Source organism: Rhodococcus shunpengi (assembly GCF_048381395.1).
Classification (GTDB): domain Bacteria; phylum Actinomycetota; class Actinomycetes; order Mycobacteriales; family Mycobacteriaceae; genus Rhodococcus.
In genome coordinates this window covers 210,424-228,706 of sequence record NZ_JBLWIU010000034.1, presented here as the reverse complement: position 1 = coordinate 228,706, position 18,283 = coordinate 210,424, and the positions used below count along the sequence as shown (strand labels likewise).

17 protein-coding genes are annotated in these 18,283 nt (G+C 69.0%); 1 reads left to right on the top strand and 16 read right to left on the bottom strand.

Annotated elements, in window-relative coordinates; translation table 11 throughout:
- Window positions 1–136: 136 nt before the first annotated feature.
- The 6 genes from ACNJ7K_RS21290 to ACNJ7K_RS21265 all read right to left on the bottom strand — a co-directional run bounded on the left by ACNJ7K_RS21290 (window position 137) and on the right by ACNJ7K_RS21265 (window position 6,034).
- Window positions 137–451 (bottom strand): DUF2469 domain-containing protein, encoded by a 315-nt coding sequence (locus ACNJ7K_RS21290; protein WP_006550963.1) that lies wholly within the window; start codon window positions 449–451, stop codon window positions 137–139.
- A gap of 37 nt (window positions 452–488) precedes the next feature.
- Window positions 489–1,241 carry a ribonuclease HII gene (locus tag ACNJ7K_RS21285; protein WP_072740502.1) on the bottom strand — a complete coding sequence of 251 codons (753 nt, stop codon included), beginning with the start codon at window positions 1,239–1,241 and terminating at the stop codon, window positions 489–491.
- Window positions 1,238–2,047 carry a signal peptidase I gene (lepB, locus tag ACNJ7K_RS21280; protein WP_120282252.1) on the bottom strand — a complete coding sequence of 270 codons (810 nt, stop codon included), beginning with the start codon at window positions 2,045–2,047 and terminating at the stop codon, window positions 1,238–1,240. Before lepB ends, ACNJ7K_RS21285 begins: the two co-directional genes overlap by 4 nt.
- A gap of 228 nt (window positions 2,048–2,275) precedes the next feature.
- On the bottom strand, window positions 2,276–2,617 hold the full coding sequence (gene rplS, locus ACNJ7K_RS21275; protein ID WP_006550960.1) for a 50S ribosomal protein L19: 342 nt from the start codon (window positions 2,615–2,617) through the stop codon (window positions 2,276–2,278).
- Window positions 2,618–2,699: 82 nt separating this feature from the next.
- A complete protein-coding gene (locus tag ACNJ7K_RS21270) occupies window positions 2,700–3,605 on the bottom strand; it encodes a hypothetical protein (RefSeq protein WP_060651065.1) in 906 nt (301 codons plus the stop codon).
- Between the two features lie 68 nt (window positions 3,606–3,673).
- Window positions 3,674–6,034, bottom strand: a complete 2,361-nt coding sequence (locus tag ACNJ7K_RS21265; protein WP_120282251.1) for a Tex family protein — start codon at window positions 6,032–6,034, stop codon at window positions 3,674–3,676.
- 157 nt (window positions 6,035–6,191) lie between these two features.
- Here ACNJ7K_RS21265 and ACNJ7K_RS21260 point away from each other — a divergent pair, with 157 nt between their 5' ends.
- The gene (locus ACNJ7K_RS21260) at window positions 6,192–7,178 is read left to right on the top strand and encodes a serine hydrolase (RefSeq protein WP_455409247.1); all 987 of its coding nucleotides are present in this window, start codon (window positions 6,192–6,194) and stop codon (window positions 7,176–7,178) included.
- An 18-nt stretch (window positions 7,179–7,196) separates the two neighbouring features.
- Here ACNJ7K_RS21260 and trmD read toward each other — a convergent pair whose 3' ends face one another.
- The 10 genes from trmD to ftsY form a co-directional block, all read right to left on the bottom strand.
- A complete protein-coding gene (gene trmD, locus ACNJ7K_RS21255) occupies window positions 7,197–7,904 on the bottom strand; it encodes a tRNA (guanosine(37)-N1)-methyltransferase TrmD (RefSeq protein ID WP_120282249.1) in 708 nt (235 codons plus the stop codon).
- 3 nt (window positions 7,905–7,907) lie between these two features.
- Window positions 7,908–8,498 carry a ribosome maturation factor RimM gene (gene rimM, locus ACNJ7K_RS21250; RefSeq protein ID WP_039586954.1) on the bottom strand — a complete coding sequence of 197 codons (591 nt, stop codon included), beginning with the start codon at window positions 8,496–8,498 and terminating at the stop codon, window positions 7,908–7,910.
- A 10-nt stretch (window positions 8,499–8,508) separates the two neighbouring features.
- Entirely contained in the window at window positions 8,509–8,751 is a 243-nt protein-coding gene (locus ACNJ7K_RS21245; protein WP_006550954.1) for an RNA-binding protein, read from the bottom strand.
- Window positions 8,751–9,197: a 30S ribosomal protein S16 gene (gene rpsP / locus ACNJ7K_RS21240; protein WP_016691249.1), complete on the bottom strand. Its 447-nt coding sequence runs from the start codon at window positions 9,195–9,197 to the stop codon at window positions 8,751–8,753. The genes ACNJ7K_RS21245 and rpsP overlap by 1 nt, the downstream gene beginning before the upstream one ends.
- Before the next feature lie 193 nt (window positions 9,198–9,390).
- The gene (locus tag ACNJ7K_RS21235; RefSeq protein WP_120282248.1) at window positions 9,391–10,506 is read right to left on the bottom strand and encodes an amidohydrolase family protein; all 1,116 of its coding nucleotides are present in this window, start codon (window positions 10,504–10,506) and stop codon (window positions 9,391–9,393) included.
- 12 nt (window positions 10,507–10,518) lie between these two features.
- Window positions 10,519–12,087, bottom strand: coding sequence for a signal recognition particle protein (gene ffh / locus ACNJ7K_RS21230; RefSeq protein WP_060651070.1), 1,569 nt, complete (start codon window positions 12,085–12,087; stop codon window positions 10,519–10,521).
- A 128-nt stretch (window positions 12,088–12,215) separates the two neighbouring features.
- The gene (locus ACNJ7K_RS21225) at window positions 12,216–14,729 is read right to left on the bottom strand and encodes a [protein-PII] uridylyltransferase (RefSeq protein WP_120282247.1); all 2,514 of its coding nucleotides are present in this window, start codon (window positions 14,727–14,729) and stop codon (window positions 12,216–12,218) included.
- Entirely contained in the window at window positions 14,719–15,057 is a 339-nt protein-coding gene (locus ACNJ7K_RS21220; protein WP_016694628.1) for a P-II family nitrogen regulator, read from the bottom strand. Before ACNJ7K_RS21220 ends, ACNJ7K_RS21225 begins: the two co-directional genes overlap by 11 nt.
- Window positions 15,058–15,120: 63 nt before the next feature.
- On the bottom strand, window positions 15,121–16,428 hold the full coding sequence (locus ACNJ7K_RS21215; protein WP_120282246.1) for an ammonium transporter: 1,308 nt from the start codon (window positions 16,426–16,428) through the stop codon (window positions 15,121–15,123).
- Between the two features lie 242 nt (window positions 16,429–16,670).
- Complete coding sequence (ftsY, locus tag ACNJ7K_RS21210; RefSeq protein ID WP_487042154.1) at window positions 16,671–18,278, bottom strand: signal recognition particle-docking protein FtsY; 1,608 nt, start codon at window positions 18,276–18,278, stop codon at window positions 16,671–16,673.
- Between the last annotated feature and the right edge of the window lie 5 nt (window positions 18,279–18,283).

Here is an 18,283-nt window from a genome sequence, read left to right as displayed (position 1 = left end):
GAGCACGGAGATCGGGGAATCTGTGGATGAGTACGGTGCCTGTGCACAACCGCGCGCGTCGAGCCTCGGCGGACGGCTCGGTGTCGGCGCCCCGGTTAGGATGCGGCCACTCCGCGCAGGATCGTCCCCGCCGACGTCAGCCCAGCTTGTCGGGCAGTCTCAGTTCGGGCTTGTCGAGCTCTTCGATGTTGACGTCCTTGAACGTGATGACACGGACGTGCTTGACGAAGCGTGCGGGACGGTACATGTCCCACACCCAGGCGTCGGACATACGCACCTCGAAGTACACCTCGCCGTTGGCGTTGTGCGGCAGCAATTCGACGGCGTTCGCCAGGTAGAACCGGCGCTCGGTCTCCACGACGTACGCGAACTGACCGACGATGTCCCGGTACTCCCTGTACAGCGAGAGTTCCATCTCGGTTTCGTACTTCTCGAGATCCTCGGCACTCATCGGTCTCGGTGTCCTCCCAGTCTGGTGTGTCCTGCAATCATCCCGCATCCGCCTCGTCGGTGAACAATCGACGCCCCAGGTCGTCTGCGTACGATCGACGAACCAGGTCGTCGGCGAACAGCCGACGTCGCACTGCGGGCACTCCACACACCGAGCGCACATTGGCCCACGACCGCCGGTGCTGCGGTGACGGGCCGTGCTCGGCCAACGCCGCCATGTGCGTCGGAGTGCTGTAGCCCTTGTGTACTGCGAAACCGTACTCCGGTAGCTCGCCGTCGAGGTCGACCATCATGCGATCGCGTGTGACCTTCGCGAGCACACTGGCCGCCGCGATGCACGCGGCCGCCGCGTCGCCGCCGATCACGGGCAGGGACGGTGCAGGCAGTCCGGGCACCCGGAAGCCGTCGGTGAGCACGTAGCCGGGCGGAGTCGACAGACCTGCCACCGCGCGTCGCATGCCCTCGATGTTGGCGACGTGGATGCCGATCGCGTCGACCTCCTCCGCGGGGATCACCACCACGCTCCACGCCCGGGCGCGTCGCACGATCACCGAGTACAGCTCCTCACGGGTGCGTTCGGTGAGCTTCTTCGAATCGTCGAGCCGGTCGAGCGACGCGTGCGGCCGGTCGCCGAGCACGCAGGCGGCGACGACCAGCGGTCCGGCGCAGGCACCGCGGCCGGCTTCGTCGACCCCGGCGACCGGACCGAGACCGCACCGCGCGAGCGCGGACTCCATGGTGCGCAGTCCCGAGGAGCGACGGATCACGGGTCGAGGTGGCCAAGCAGTCACGAGGGAAGGATCTCCGGTGAGTCGATCAGGCCCCATCGGCCGGGAGGCAGCACGATGAAGCGGGCTTTTCCGATGACATTGTCCAGCGGGATCGAGCCCTGATGCTCGTCCCCGACGTGGTAGCGCGAGTCGGCCGAGTTGCTGCGGTTGTCGCCCATCACCCAGACGTGGCCCTCGGGCACGGTGACGGGCCCGAAGCAGCGCCCGGAGGGCACCTCGGTCTCGCACGTGACGACACCCGGGGTGAACGGGAAGTCCATCGTCACGTACGGCTCGTCGAGCGGGACACCGTCGACGAGCACACGGCCCTGGTCGTCGCAGCATTCCACCGTCTGCCCGCCTGTCGCGATCACGCGCTTGACGAGGTCGTTCTCGTCGGGCGGCACGACGCCGACGAGCGAACCGATCTCCTGCAGTCCCCGCACGACGACGTTGTCGGAACGGGTCGAGACGTAGCCGGCCGACCACGAGTCGGGGCCTTCGAAGACGATGACGTCGCCGGGACGGGGATCGGTGAAGCGGTATCCCACCTTCTCGACGACGATGCGGTCGCCGGTGCAGCCCGGGCAGCCGTGCAGTGTCGGCTCCATCGACTCCGAGGGGATGAGATAGACCCGCGCCACGAAGGTCTGCAGCAGGAAGCTCAGGGCCAGTGCGACGACGACCAGGATCGGCAGTTCACGCCAGAACGACTTCTGCTTCTTCGCCTTGGGGGCGGTGTCGTTCGCTACGGGGTCCTCGCGCCGGTGGTGTGCACCGTCGGCTCGATCGCTCCGAGCCGAACCTCGAACATCGTTGCGGTTCACATCCGGTCGAGCCGGATCGTGCGGGGAATCTGCCACCTCGACAGACTAGCGTCTGCGGCACGGCGGCCCGCCGAGGACGACCGTCGGCCGGACGGGTGAGCGACAGACCACTGCCCACAACGACGACGACCCGGCCGGGACGGAAGTCCGGGCCGGGTCGTCGGATGCTGTATCGGGTGGCTCGGGAGCCGTGCCGAGCAGCCCAGGGGGCCGATCAGCAGCCGAAGATCAGCGCTTCTCCTTGATCTTGGCAGCCTTGCCGCGCAGCTCACGCAGGTAGTAGAGCTTCGCGCGACGGACGTCGCCACGGGTCAGCACGTCGATCTTGGCGAGGTTGGGGCTGTGCACCGGGAAGGTGCGCTCCACGCCGACGCCGAAGGAAACCTTGCGGACGGTGAAGGTCTCGCGGATGCCGCCGCCCTGACGCCGGATCACGACGCCCTTGAAGACCTGCACACGCTCCTTGCTGCCCTCGATGACCTTGACGTGCACATCGAGAGTGTCGCCGGGACGGAAGTCCGGGATGTCGTCGCGCAGCGACTTGGCGTCCAGAAAGTCCAGGGTGTTCATCGGTTTTCATCCTCTTGTTCGCTCGAGCAGAGGAACCTGGCGGCGACCGCCGTGTGGCGGGCTCGACCGGTTCGTGCCCAGGTCAGGTAGGCGTGCCCGAACGGGGCAACCCGTCCATTGTGCCAGACGGAACATCGATCGATGAAATCGGCGGTGGCGCCGGTTTGACGCGACGGTCCAGTTCCGCCTCGGTCGCGGTGCGCGAGTGCTCGACACTGCCCCGCACGGTCTCGAGCGTCGGTGCGCCCGCGACGAGATCCTGCACGAAGATCTTGGCGCGGATCACCGGGCGCCGAAGCCGACGTTCGCGTTCGAGCGCCCGTGCCATGCGACGGGGCCGCTTGCCGTACCGCCAGCGAGCCCAGGGCGCCCCGGGCCGGGAGAGCCGGATCGCGCCGACCCACAGCAGCGGAACGACGAACAACCCGACCAGGCCTGTCCAGATCTTGCCCTTCGCCAGGACGATCGCGGCGAGCAGGAGGTTCACGAGCACGGCCACCACCAGCGCGGCCCGTCCGGCCCAGTCACCGCTGTCCTCGAAGTTCGTGGTGTCCCCGAGTTCGAACGGTCGCAGGCCGAGCAACCACATCCCGGTCACGGCGATCGCCACGAAGACGGCGTCGACGGACACCCGTCCCTGTTCTTCCCAGTACACGTCGTTCAGGTAGAAGATCAGGGCGAACTCGTCGAGGGTCAGCGCGGCGCCGACTCCGAAGAGCGCCGCGAGGATGCACGCGGCGACGCGGTTGGCATCCTCGGAGATCGCGATCAGTCCCCCACCGGCGATCACCATGGTGACGACACCGAACACCACGTGGTGCACGTGCTGACCGCCCGGGGTGATGTTTCCGGGCCACCAGCGCACCTGCGCGCGGATCAACCGCACGCTGATCCGGATGAAGACGAACGCGGCCACGAAACCGAGGAGGAAGAACAGCAGCGGCAGGCGCCCCTGATCGACGATCTCGCGCTGCATCCAGTCGAGCATCACCGGATCACCCCGGCCACCGTGGATCTCATGTCCACAGCATCGCAGGAGTGACCCGGTGATTCGCGTCAGTTGTTGCCGAAACCGGCGCGTCGCAGGGCGTCGGCCATCGATCCGGAGGCGGCCGGTGCCGAACGGCGGTCGCCGCCACGGCCCTGCTGCCCACGATTGCCCTGCTGTCCGCGATTACCCCGGCCGCCCTGGTTGCCGCCGCCCTGGCCTCCGGGACGTCGGCCACCTCCACGCGGCTGACCTCCCGACTTCTCGGCGCCCGGGGTGGGGACCTCGTCGTCGAGTCGCAGCGTCAGACCGATGCGCTGGCGCGCGACGTCGACCTCGAGGACCTTCACCTTGACGACCTCACCGGACCGGACGACGTCGTGCGGATCCTTCACGAAGCTGCGCGACATCGCGGAGACGTGCACGAGACCGTCCTGGTGCACACCGACGTCGACGAAGGCACCGAAGGCCGCGACGTTGGTGACCACTCCCTCGAGGACCATGCCGGGCTTCAGGTCGGCGACCTTCTCGACACCGGCGGCGAACGTCGCGGTCCTGAACTCCGGACGCGGGTCGCGGCCGGGCTTCTCGAGCTCGGAGATGATGTCGGTGACGGTCGGGACACCGAAGCGATCGTCGGCGAACTCGTCCGCGCGCAGCTGCCGCAGGGTCGCGGTGTTGCCGAGCAGTTCGCGGACGCTGCTGCCGGTCCGGTCGACGATCCGCCGCACCACCGGATACGCCTCGGGGTGCACCGCGGACGCGTCGAGCGGGTCGTCGCCGTTGGGGATCCGCAGGAAGCCCGCGCACTGTTCGAAGGCCTTCGGGCCGAGTCGCGGGACGTCCTTGAGCGCTCTCCGTGCCCGGAACGGACCGTTCTGGTCGCGGTGGGCGACGATGCTCTCCGCGAGCGACCCGGTGATACCCGAGACCCGCGACAGCAGCGGGACCGACGCCGTGTTGACGTCGACACCGACGGCGTTCACCGCGTCCTCGACGACCGCGCCCAGCGACCGCGCGAGCATCGTCTCGGACACGTCGTGCTGGTACTGGCCGACACCGATCGACTTCGGGTCGATCTTGACCAGTTCGGCGAGCGGATCCTGCAGGCGGCGTGCGATGGAGACCGCACCGCGGATGGACACGTCGAGATCCGGGAGTTCCTTGGTGGCGTACTCGGAGGCCGAGTAGACGGACGCGCCCGCCTCCGACACCACGATCTTCGTCAACCCGGGCACCTTCGCCAGCGACACGAGATCGGCTGCGAGAGCGTCCGTCTCACGAGACGCCGTGCCGTTGCCGATGGCGATCAGTTCGACACCGTGCCGCGCGACCAGCGCGGCGAGCACCGCGAGGGCCTCGTCACGCTTGTTGTGCGGCTGATGCGGATAGATGGTGGTGTGGTCGACGACCTTGCCGGTCGCGTCGACGACGGCGACCTTCGTGCCGGTGCGGTAGCCGGGGTCGAGACCCATCGTCGGTCGCGTGCCGGCCGGTGCGGCGAGCAACAGGTCCTTGAGGTTGGCGGCGAAGACGTCGACCGCGTCCTTCTCGGCGGACTGCCGCAGCCGCATCCTGATGTCCAGCGACAGCGACATCTGCAGCTTGGTGCGCCATGCCCACCGCACGGTGTCGAGCAACCACTTGTCGGCGGCGCGTCCCTCGTCTGCGATGCCGAAGCGCGTCGCGATCCGTCCCTCGTAGTAGCTGCGCTCACCGGGCACCGGCTCGTCGATCTCGGGATCGAACGACAGCGACAGCACCTCCTCCTTCTCGCCGCGCAGGAGGGCGAGGATGCGGTGCGAGGGCAGCTGGGTGAACGGTTCCGAGAACTCGAAGTAGTCGGAGAACTTCGCGCCGTCGTTCTCCTTGCCGGACCGCACGGTGGAGCTCACCTTGCCGCGCGTCCACATCGCCTCGCGGAGCTCGCCGACGAGGTCCGCGTCCTCGGCGAAGCGTTCGACGAGGATGGCGCGCGCACCGTCGAGCTGCTCGGAGGTGTATCCGGCGGGATCGGTGGTGGGGTCGCCGATGAGCGCGTCGGCGACGGGTTCATGACCGGCCTCGCGGGCGATCTGCGCCTTGGTGCGCCGCTTCGGCTTGAACGGCAGGTAGATGTCCTCGAGCCGCGCCTTGGTGTCGGCGAGCATGATCTGTCCGCGCAGCGTGTCGTCGAGCTTGCCCTGCGCCTCGATCGATTCGAGGATCGCGACACGGCGCTCGTCGAGTTCCCGCAGATAGCGGAGGCGTTCCTCGAGGGTGCGCAGCTGGGCATCGTCGAGCCCGCCGGTCGCCTCCTTGCGGTAGCGCGCGACGAACGGCACGGTCGCGCCGCCGTCGAGCAGTCCCACGGCCGCAGCGACCTGGTCTTCGCGGACGTCGAGTTCCTGGGCGATCCGCCGGTTCACGGTGTCGAGTTCGGTCGTCACGTCGAACGACCCTACAGTCGCCGTCCCCCGCCCGCGCCTGTGGCAGCGTGGGGCGCCCGCGCGCGTGACGGCACTCGCGCTCGCGCGCGGGGTCCGTGCAGGCTGTCGGGTGGACCGGCGCTATCGTCCACTGCACAATGGAATGCAGGAGCCGGACATGAAGCACGGGCGCGGACGCGCACGATCGGGCGCGATGATGCTCTGCGTGGCCACCGCACTGGCCGTATCCGGCTGCGAATCGATCGATTCCCATCCGCTCCCGCACGAGGCGCTCGGTCTCGCCTCCGTGACGGACACCGATTCCGACGAGTCGACCGTGACGCTGTCGACGGCCGAACTGCCCCGGCAGATCGACGCGGCCGTCGCGCTCGCGGACAGCCGCGGAGCGCGCCTGACCGTCGCCGTGCTCGACCGTGAATCCGGGACCCGCGTGCTCGGCGGTTCGGACGAACCCTTCGAGACCGCCTCGACGGTGAAACTGTTCATCGCCGAGGAGGTCCTGTACCGCGAGGTGACAGGCGAGGCGACGCTCGCCGACGAGGACCACGAGTTGATCCGGTCGATGCTGCGCTCCTCGGACGACAACGCGGCAACGCTGCTGTGGGAGACCTACGGTGGTCCCGAGATCGTCGAGCACGTCGTGGAACGGCACAACCTGACCGGCACGACTCCCCCGGATCCGGGGTCCTGGTGGTGGAACACAACTACGACGGCGTCGGACCTGCTGACCTGGTACGACGATCTGCTCGGCGACAGCGCCTCCGGTGACGAGAGCGCGGCCCGGATCGTCGGCCATCTGGTGGAGTTCACCGACGAGGGCGTCGACGGATACGACCAGCGTTTCGGGCTTCCCGAGGGTCTCGGCGATTCCACGGAGCTGGGTGTGAAGCAGGGGTGGATGTGCTGCCTGGCCGGTGAATGGCTGCACCTGTCCACCGGATTCTTCGGCGACGATCACCGTTACGTGGTCGTGGTCGCGGCACGGGAGACCGTCACCTACGACGAGTCGGATCCCTTCTACGACACCGGTTTCCTGCCCGACACGGCGATGTACGACGCGACGGACGACGGGAGCGCGCAGCATGCGCGCGAGACCGTCACGCTGGCGGTCGAGACGACGCTCGGAAGCGCACACCGCCCCTGAGGGCCGTCCGGCGCGGCGTCAGTCGTCGGACGGGAGCAGGTCGGGTCGTCGTTCGCGGGTGCGTTCGAGCGACTGCTCGTGGCGCCAGCGGGCGACCTTGCCGTGGTCGCCGGACAGCAGCACCGGCGGCACCTCGAGGTCGCGCCACACCGCCGGCCGGGTGTAGCTCGGTCCTTCGAGCAGTCCGTCGGAGAACGAATCCTCCTGGTGCGACTGCTGATTGCCGAGCACCCCGGGCAGCAGCCGGACGACGGCCTCGACCATGACGAGAACGGCGACCTCCCCACCGATGAGGACGTAGTCGCCGATGCTCACCTCTTCGACGCGCACGCGCCGCGCGGCATCGTCGAAGACGCGCTGGTCGATTCCCTCGTAGCGGCCGCAGGCGAAGACGATCCGCTTCTCCTTCGACCACCGTTGTGCGGTGGCCTGATCGAAGCGGCGGCCGGCGGGAGTCGGGACGACGAGCAGGACGTCGGGATCGGTTTCACCGTCGGGTCCGGCGAGCACGTCGTCGAGCGCCGGTCCCCACACGGTGGGTTTCATGACCATGCCCGGTCCGCCGCCGTAGGGCGCGTCGTCGACGGCCTTGTGCACGTCGTGCGTCCAGTCGCGCAGGTTGTGCACGCCGACGGAGATGAGCCCCTTGTCGATCGCCTTGCCGAGCAGGGCGACGCGCAGGGGTTCGAGATATTCGGGGAAGATGGTGACGACGTCGAGCCGCACGGACTACTGCTTCCCCTCGGTCGACTTCTTCTTCTTGGACGGCGGTTCCCCGAAGTCGGGGTCGAGGAGTCCTTCGGGCGGATCGATCTCGATCACGCCGTCCCGGACCGATACCGTCGGGACGATCTCGGTGACGAACGGGACGAGCAACTCTCCGCGCTCCTGGCCGGCAGGCCGGATCGACAGCAGTTCGCCGGCGGCCGTGTGCAGGACCTCGCGGACGGTGCCGACCTCGGTTCCGCCGTCGGGGCGACCGGCGACGATCCGCACCGTCAACCCTTCGAGTTCGTGATCGTAGAACTCGTCCGGGTCGTCGGACGGCGGAAGGTCGGCGCTGTCGACGACGAACAGCACGCCGCGCAGTGCGTCGGCGGCGTCGCGACCGTCGATGCCCTGCAGGCGCAGCAGAAGCCGCCCGGAGTGTTCCCGGGCGGCTTCCACTGTGTACTCGTGCAGGTGCTTGTCGCGAGGCTTACGGCCACGCAGGACCGCGCCGACGGCGAAGCGCTCCTCGGGTTCGTCGGTGCGAACCTCGACGACGACTTCGCCTCGGATGCCGTGCGACTTGGCCACACGGCCCACGACGAGCTCCATCGACGCTCGCCTAGCGGTCGGTGTCGACGACGTCGACACGGATACCCCGGCCACCGATGCCGGTGACGAGGGTCCGCAGCGCGGTCGCGGTACGACCGCCGCGGCCGATGACCTTGCCGAGGTCGTCGGGATTGACGTGCACCTCGACGGTGCGGCCCCGACGGCCCGCGATCAGGTCGACGCGGACGTCGTCGGGATGGGCGACGATTCCACGAACGAGATGCTCGACGGCATCGGCGACCACGGCGCTCATTACTCGGCGGCCTCGGTGGACTCGGCCTCGGTGGACGCCTCGGCGGACTCTTCCTTGGCAGCCTTCTTCTTCTTGGGCGTGACGGCCTCGGCAGCCGGCTCGTTCTCGGCCTGCGCGAGGGCGGCCTGGAACAGCTCGAGCTTGGACGGCTTCGGCTCCGCCTTCTTCAGCGTGCCCTCGGCACCCGGCAGGCCCTTGAACTTCTGCCAGTCACCGGTGATCTTGAAGAGGTTGAGGACCGGCTCGGTCGGCTGCGCGCCGACGTTCAGCCAGTACTGCGCACGCTCCGAGTCGATCTCGATCAGCGAAGGCTCTTCCTTCGGGTGGTACTTGCCGATGGTCTCGATGGCCCGGCCGTTGCGGCGGGTGCGCGAGTCCGCGACGACGATGCGGTACTGCGGGTTGCGGATCTTGCCGAGACGGGTGAGCTTGATCTTGACAGCCACTGCTGTGTTCTCCTTCGGGGTGCGCCGAGGCGCGTGTCACGTGCAATTCGGACGACGCGCCCTTCTGGCACGCCCGGTTTTGCCTCTAGCCTGTGACCGCCGCGCGGTACGTAACCGGATGCGACGACAGCGAACCATTCTGCCAGACGCGTGAGCCAGGACGAAACCGGCACCCGGTGACCCCGCGCACCCCCTACAAGCGCGCAGGGCTCCCCGAGACCACTCGGCCGCGGAGAACCACGAGATCGGGACGCGCGGCCGCGGGGTCGCTGCGCGGATCCTCCCGGTACACGACGAAATCCGCCGACGTCCCCGGCTCGAGACTCGGATGCCCGAGCCACGCGCGGGCCTTCCAGCTCGCCGCGGCGTACGCCTCGGTGGGGTCGAGACCCACGCGCACGAGCGATGCGATCTCGTCGGCGATGCGCCCGTGCTGCACCTGGCCACCGGCATCGGTGCCCGCGTAGATCGGGATGCCGGCCTCGTGGGCGGAGCCGATGGTCTCGTCGAGGCGCGCGTACAGTGCGCGCATGTGCGCCGCGTACACCGGGAATCGCGTCGCCGAATCGGCGATGTCCGGGAAGTTCTCGATATTGACCAGTGTGGGCACGAGCGCGGTGCCGTGCGCGGCCATCGTCGCGATGGTCTCGTCGGTCAGGCCCGTGCCGTGCTCGATGCAGTCGATCCCCGCCGCGAGCAGTCCGGGCAGGGCGTCCTCACCGAAGACGTGCGCCGTCACCCGCGCGCCTTCGCGGTGGGCCGCGGCGATCGCCTCGACGAGGATCTCGTCGCTCCACAGCGGAGCGAGGTCGCCGACCTCCCGGTCGATCCAGTCGCCGATGAGTTTGACCCAGCCGTCGCCGGCCCGGGCCTGACGGGCCACTTCGTCGGGCAGCTGCGACTCGTCCTCGAGGTCGACGGGCAGCCCGCGGATGTAGCGCTTGGGCAGAGCGATGTGCCGACCCGCCCGGATGACCCGGGGCAGGTCCGCCCGCTGATCGAGGGCCCGGGTGTCGACAGGTGAACCGGCGTCACGGAGCAGCAGGACACCCGCGTCGCGTTCGGTGACGGCCTGCGCGAGCAGACCCTCCTCGTCCTCCGCTCCCCCGCCGAACCTGATGCCGACGTGGCAGTGCGCGTCGACGAGGCCCGGCAGGATCCAGCCGTCGGCACAGAGCACCTCGGCGTCGCGGCCGGGCTCGGCCGTAAACGATCCGTCGGCCCCGACGAACAGCTCGACGGTTTCGTCGTCGGCCAACGACCGGCCCCGCACCACGAAGGAACGCGCATCACCCTCGGTCACGGTCATCCCCGGCCCGGCTCAGTTCTTGGGGAACTTCAGCTTCGACAGGTCGAAGTTCTCGAGTCCCGGAGGAAGCTCGTCGAGGCCCTTCGGCATCTTCGACAGGTCGGGCATCCCGGCGGGCATGCCACCCGGGAGACCGGGGAAGCCGCCGGGCATACCGCCCCGCACCTTCGGCGGCGTCGGTCCGCGACCGCCCTTCTTCCCCTTCTTGCCCTTCTTGCGCTGGTTCTTGCGTGCGCCCGGCATGCCCATCTGGCCGGCCATGGCCGTCATCATCTTCCGGGCCTCGAAGAACCGGTCGACGAGCTGGTTGACGTCGGAGACCTTCACACCGGAACCATTAGCGATACGCAGTCGCCGCGAGCCGTTGATGATCTTCGGGTTGGCGCGCTCCTCCGGCGTCATGCCGCGGATGATCGCCTGGATGCGGTCGAGCTGCTTCTCGTCGACGTTGGCCAGGGCGTCCTTCATCTGCCCGGCTCCGGGCAGCATGCCCAGGAGATTGGCGATGGGGCCCATCTTCCGCACGGCCATCATCTGCTCGAGGAAGTCCTCGAGGGTGAGCTCGCCCGAACCGATCTTGTTGGCGGTGGCCTCGGCCTGCTCGGCGTCGAAGACCTGCTCGGCCTGCTCGATCAGGGTGAGCACGTCGCCCATGCCGAGGATGCGGCTGGCCATGCGCTCGGGGTGGAAGACGTCGAAGTCCTCGAGCTTCTCACCGGTGGAGGCGAACATGATCGGCTGGCCGGTGAGCTCGCGGACGCTGAGCGCGGCACCACCACGGGCGTCGCCGTCGAGCTTGGTGAGCACCACGCCGGTGAAGCCGACGCCCTCGCGGAACGCCTCGGCGGTACTCACGGCGTCCTGACCGATCATCGCGTCGAGGACGAACAGCACCTCGTCGGGCTGCACGGCGTCGCGGATGCCCGCGGCCTGCGCCATGAGTTCCTGGTCGATACCGAGGCGACCGGCGGTGTCGACGATAACCACGTCGTACTGCTTGTTGCGCGCCTCGGCGATGCCCTGCTCGGCCACGGCGATCGGGTCGGCAGCGGTGACTCCGAGTTCGTTCTCGCCTCCGCCGATGGAGGTGCCGGGATGGGGAGCGAAGACCGACACGCCGGCACGCTCACCGACCACCTGCAGCTGGGTGACAGCGCCGGGACGCTGGAGGTCGCAGGCGACCAGCATCGGGGTGTGTCCCTGCGCCTTGAGCCACTTCGCGAGCTTGCCCGCGAGGGTGGTCTTACCGGCACCCTGCAGACCGGCGAGCATGATGACCGTCGGCGGGGTCTTCGCGAACTGCAGACGACGGGTCTCGCCGCCGAGGATCCCGACGAGTTCCTCGTTGACGATCTTGACGACCTGCTGGGCCGGGTTCAGCGCGCCGTGCACCTCGGCGCCCTTGGCGCGCACCTTGATCTTCTTGATGAACTCGCGCACGACGGGCAGCGCGACGTCGGCCTCGAGCAGGGCGAGGCGGATCTCACGGCAGGTCGCGTCGATGTCCGCGTCGGACAGCCGCCCCTTGCCGCGCAGGTCCTTCAGGACCCCTGTCAACCTGTCGGAAAGGGATTCGAACACCGAATGCGCTCCTGAGCTCTGACGAAGATGCGGACATTGCTGCGAACCAGGGTAACCGCTCCCGATCCGTCGCGACCGCGGGTGGCCACGCCACAGGGCGGGCCGCCCGCGCGGTCACGATCTGTCGGTCACGGTCTGTCGGCGGGCGCAGGCGGCTCGGGGGCAGGCAGGACCGACAGCAGTTCCTTCTCGAGATGCTCCCGGGAGACACGGGTGTGGGCACCGGCGAGATCGACGCAGAACGAGTCGATCACCGTCGAACCCAGCGTGCTCACCCGTGCCCACCGCACGTCGGCTCCGACATGCTCGAAGACGTCCGCGAGGCGGCACAGCAGACCGATCCGGTCCTCCGACCGGATCTCGAGCACGACCTGGTCCGCTTCGGATCCTTCGAACCAGATGATCCGCGGCGGCGCGAGAGCGGCGCTGACGGGAACCGCCCGGGCCGTTCGCTCGGGAAGCCTGCTCTCACGTTCGGCGCGGTCCTTGGTCTCGAGGGCACCGAGGAGGTCGAGGTCGCCGGAGCGTGCCCGCACGAGTTCCTGCCGGAGCAGCGCCGCTTCGGGCGGTGAACCGAATCTCGGGGCCACGACGAAGCTGTTGACCGTGCTGCCGGCGTGACTGCCGATCGAGGCCGACAGCACCCGTAGACCGTGCAGCGAGAGCACGCCGGCCTCGTCGGAGAGCACACCCCGCTCGTCGGGCGCGACGAAGGTCGCGGTGAAGCTGCGACCGTCCTCGCGTGGTTCGAGCGCGACGTGCAAGGCGCCGTCCTCGGCGAGGTTCGCGAGGGCGGGATCGATCGGATCCGGTGCCGGCAACTCGTCCCCCGCCATCATCATGCGGCAGCGGCGCACGAGTTCCCTGATCAGCGACGCCTTCCAGTCCCCCCAGACTCCCGGGCCGGTGGCCTGCGAATCCGCCTCGGCCAAGGCGTGGAGCAGGTCGAGCAGCACCGGATCGCCGTCGAGGGCGTCGACGACCGCGGCCACGGTCTCCGGATCGTCGAGATCGCGCCGGGTCGCGGTGTGCGGCAGGAGCAGGTGGTGTCGCACCATCGAGGTGAGCAACGCCAGGTCCGAGGGCCACAGGCCCATCCGCCGTCCGATCTGCAGGGCCAGTTCGGCACCGACCACGCTGTGGTCGCCGCCGCGTCCCTTGCCGATGTCGTGCAGCAACGCGCCGAGGACGAGCAGGTCCGGCCGGGCGACCCGCGTCGTCAGTTCGCTCGCGTAGACGGCGGTTTCGACGAGGTGCCTGTCCACGGTCCACGTGTGGACGGCGTCGCGCGGCGGCAGGTCGCGCACCGCACCCCATTCGGGGAGCAACCGCCCCCACAGTCCTGTGCGGTCCAGCGACTCGATGACGTCGACGGCGCGACGTCCCGAACCGAGCAGCACCAGGAAGTCGTCGAGGGCTTCGCGGGGCCAGGGTTCGCGTAGTTCCGGGGCGTGATCGGCGAGCCGGGTGAGCGTGGCCGCCGAGACGGGCAGTCCGGCCTGCGCGGCGGCCGCCGCGACCCGCGTGATCAGGCCCGGGTCGCGACGCGGATGCGCGTCGCGCGCGAGGGCCACCTCTCCCCCGTGCTCGACGACCCCTTCGTCGAGGGGTCGCCGCACCGGTCCGCGACGCAGTCGCGACAGGCCCTTGCGCGGCAGCGAATTGGCCGCCGTGCGCAGGCCGACGTCGACGGAGTAGCTGATCGTGCGGGCCGATTCGGTGAGCACCCGCGCGAGATCGAAACGGTCGCCGATCCGCAGCGCCGCGGCGATCTCGTCGGCGTCCTGCGCGCGCAGCTGATCGCGGGAGCGGCCGGCGACGCGGTGCAGCTCGGTGCGTACGTCGAGCAGTCGCCGGTGGGCGGCCGCGAGACCACCCCCCGGGACGTCGGGTCCGAGTCCCGGCATGCCGTCGGTGAGCTGCGCAACGGACAGGGCATTGAGCAACTGCACGTCCCGCAACCCGCCGCGACCGCTCTTGAGGTCGGGTTCGGCCCGGTGGGCGATCTGCCCGCTGCGCTGCCACCGCACCTCGGTCATCTCGATGAGTTCGTCGAAGCGGGACCGGATGCCGGTGCGCCACTGACGTCGCACACCGCCGATGAGCAGATTGCTCAGCTGGGCGTCGCCCGCGATGTGCCGCGCCTCGAGCATTCCCAGTGCGGCCGTCAGATCGGACGAGAACACCTGGAGGGCCTGGGGCACCGTCCGGACACTGTGGTCGAGTTTGATGTGCGCGTCCCACAGCGGGTACCAGAGCTCGTCGGCGACCTTCGACACGACGGACGGCGCCATGTCGTCGTGGAGGAGGATGAGATCGAGATCGGAGTACGGGAGCATCTCGCGGCGTCCGAGACCCCCGACGGCGACGATGGCGAAGCCTCCCTCGCGCTTGATGCCGAGTTCGGAGCCCTTCGTCGTCAACCAGAATTCATGCAGGTCCACGAGGGCGTGACGCAGGGCCACGGTGTCGAGGCGGCGGCTGCGGGGGCCGCCGGAGAGCAGGGTGTCGCGGGCGGCCGCGAGATCGGCGGCGCCCGCCGGTGCGGTTTTGCGGGCCGAGGACACCGAAGGCCCCGACCCCGCTGCCGAAGCAACGGGATCAGGGCCTCGAGTGCCGGACCCCTGGGGGTCAGAGCGCATCCGAACCTCGTTCTCCGGTGCGGACCCGGACCACGGCTTCCACGGGCGTGACCCACACCTTGCCGTCGCCGATCTTGCCGGTACGGGAGGCCTCGACGATGGTCTCGACGACCTTGTCTACAGCGGAGTCGTCGACGACGACCTCGACGCGGACCTTCGGCACGAAGTCGACGGAGTACTCGGCTCCGCGGTAGACCTCGGTGTGGCCCTTCTGGCGGCCGTACCCCTGCACCTCGCTGACTGTCATTCCGAGCACACCGGCCTGCTCCAGGCCTGCCTTGACGTCCTCGAGCGTGAACGGCTTGATGATCGCCGTGATCAGCTTCATATCCTCATCCTTCCCAGAGCCCGCTGGCCGCTGTCATCCCTGCTCGCTGTCGTGGTCTTCTTATCACTTGAGAGCCGGCGCGAAGTCGTATGCGGATTCCGCATGTTCGGCTTCGTCGATACCGCGGGCCTCTTCCTCGTCGCTCACACGCCAGCCCATGGGCTTGAGTGCGAGGGCGATCACTGCGGTGACGACGGCGGTGAACACCAGGGCGACGACTGCGATGACGATCTGGATGACGAGCTGCTTGTAATCGCCACCGTAGAACAATCCGGTCTCGGTGCCGAGGAAGCCGATGGCGACCGTGCCCCACAGGCCGGACACGAGGTGGACACCCACGACGTCGAGCGAGTCGTCGTAACCGAACTTGTACTTCAGACCCACGGCGAGGGCGGACAGGACACCGGCGATGACGCCGAGGGCGATCGATCCGACCGGGCTCAGCGAGCCGGCAGCGGGGGTGATGGCGACCAGGCCGGCGACGGCACCGGACGCGGCACCGAGGCTGGTGGCCTTGCCGTCACGGATGCGCTCGGTGAGGAGCCAGCCGAGGATGGCGGCAGCGGTGGCGGTGGTGGTGTTGACCCAGGCCAGGCCGGCGGTACCGTCGGCGGCGAAGGCGGAGCCGGCGTTGAAGCCGAACCATCCGAACCACAGCAGCGCGGCACCGAGCATGACGAACGGCAGGTTGTGCGGACGGAAGGCGGTGCGTCCGAAGCCGGCGCGCTTGCCGATGACGATCGCCAGGACGAGAGCGGCGATACCGGCGTTGATGTGCACGACCGTGCCACCGGCGAAGTCGATCGGGTGGACCGCGGCAGTCAGGCCACCTTCACCGTCGTCGACCGTTCCGAACAGTGCGGCCGCGATGCTGTCCTCGGAGCCCGAGAGCAGACCGCCGCCCCACACCATGTGGGCGAGCGGGAAGTAGGCGCAGGTCACCCAGATCGCGACGAACGCCATCCACGTACCGAACTTCACGCGCTCGGCCAGCGCACCGCTGATCAGGGCGGTGGTGATGATCGCGAAGGTCACCTGGAAACCGATGTCGATGATCTGCGGGTAGTTGCCGATGCCGGCGAGGAATTCCCCGTCTTCGCCGTAGATGGCGCCCTGCAGACCGAACTGCTCGAACGGGTTCGCGAAGATGCCGAGCACGCTCTCGGTGCCGTAGGACATCGACCAGCCCCACAGGACGTAGATGACGCCGATCAGTGCCATCGCCCCGAACGACATCATCATCATGTTGAGCACGGACTTGGAGCGGGACATCCCGCCGTAGAAGAACGCCAGGCCCGGGGTCATCAGAAGCACGAGCGACGCTGCTATCAGCATCCACGCTGCGTCGCCGGTGTTCACCACTTCCTCCACTTGCAACCTCCCTGTAGGCCGCGCCGATCGGCGCGTTGTCGAGGGAAAGCTTGCTGCCCGGATGTTTCCGTGGAGGCGCCGCGCTGTTTCGTGGGCGTGAACGCAGGAACCGACCTTGTTTCATCCTTGTTTCACACTTTTCGGACACCGCATCCCCACCGACGGAACCGGNCTGCCCGCGTGAGCGGACAGCGGCCGGAACGACGGACGCGGTGCGGATCAGCCCAGCAGAGCAGCGTCGATCAGCCCAATAGGGCGTCCACGAAGGCTTCCGGTTCGAAGGGTGCGAGATCGTCGGCGCCCTCACCGAGGCCCACCAGCTTCACCGGGACGCCGAGTTCGTGCTGCACCTGGAAGACGATGCCGCCCTTGGCGGTTCCATCGAGCTTGGTGAGCACCACACCGGTGATGTCGACGACCTCGGCGAACACGCGGGCCTGCATCAGACCGTTCTGGCCGATCGTCGCGTCGAGGACGAGCAGCACCTCGTCGACGGCGGCCTTCTTCTCCACGACGCGCTTGACCTTGCCGAGCTCGTCCATCAGGCCGGTCTTGGTGTGCAGGCGGCCGGCGGTGTCGACGAGGACCGCGTCGACACCGTTGTCGATGCCCCTCGCGACGGCATCGAACGCCACCGCGGCCGGATCGGCGGCCTCCTTGCCGCGGACGACCTCGGCACCGACGCGTTCGGCCCAGGTCTGCAACTGGTCGGCGGCCGCGGCGCGGAAGGTGTCGGCGGCACCGAGCAGCACCCGGCGTCCGTCCGCGACGAGCACGCGGGCGAGCTTGCCGGTCGTCGTGGTCTTGCCGGTGCCGTTGACGCCGACGACGAGCAGCACGGCGGGATGGTCCTCGTGTGGGAGGGCCCGGATGGAACGGTCGAGCTCGGGACGGAGCTCGTCGACGAGCACGCTGCGCAGCACGGCGCGGGCGTCGGCCTCGCTGCGCACGTTGTTCACGACCATCTCCTCACGCAGACGGTCGACGATCTTGGTGGTCGTCGCGGCGCCGAGGTCGGCGACGAGCAGCGTGTCCTCGATCTCCTCCCAGGAGTCCTCGTCGAGGTCGCCGCCACCGAGCAGACCGAGCAGGCTCTTGCCGACCGCCGACTGCGAGCGGGCCAGACGGCCACGCAAGCGGACGAGGCGACCCGCGGTGGGTTCGATCTCTTCGATCGGGGCTGCCGGCGGAACAGCGGCCGGTCCGGCCGGTTCGACAATTTCCGGTTCGGTGACCTCGGGTTCGGTGACCTCGGGTTCGGTGACCTCGGGTTCGACGACGGTCTCCGTCGCCGGGGCGGGCTCGACCTCGGGTTCCGGTGTCGGTGCGACTTCCGGTTCGGGGGCGACCTCGGGCTCGACGGGCTCGGGAGCGGGACGCTCCGGCTCCGGAGCGACCTCGGGTTCGACCGGCTCCGGTTCGGCCGGTTTCGGTTCTGCGGGCTTCGGTTCTGCGGGCTTCGGCTCGGGCTTGGGCTCGACCTTCGGCGCAGGCGCAGGCTCCGCCTTCGGTTCTGTGGGTGCGGGTGTGCTCGGCGGAGCTTCGGTGATCTCCTCCGGCAACGGCACCGTGCGGGGCGCGGGCTCCGGCTTCGCCGCAGGCTTCGGTGCCGGTTTCGGCGCAGGCCGGGGGGCCGGCGCCGGCGGCGCGGCCGTGCCCTGCGAGAAACTGAATCCGCTCTGCGCCTTGTAACCGCCCGAGCGGTCCTTGGTCTCGGCGGAATCGAGCTGCGGGGTCTCGGGCGCCTTCAGCGACACCTGCCGCCGCCGGTAGAGGGTCAGACCGACGACGAGCGCGACGAGAACGACCGCCAGCGCGGCGGCGATGACTATCCAGGCTCCGGTACTCACGCACC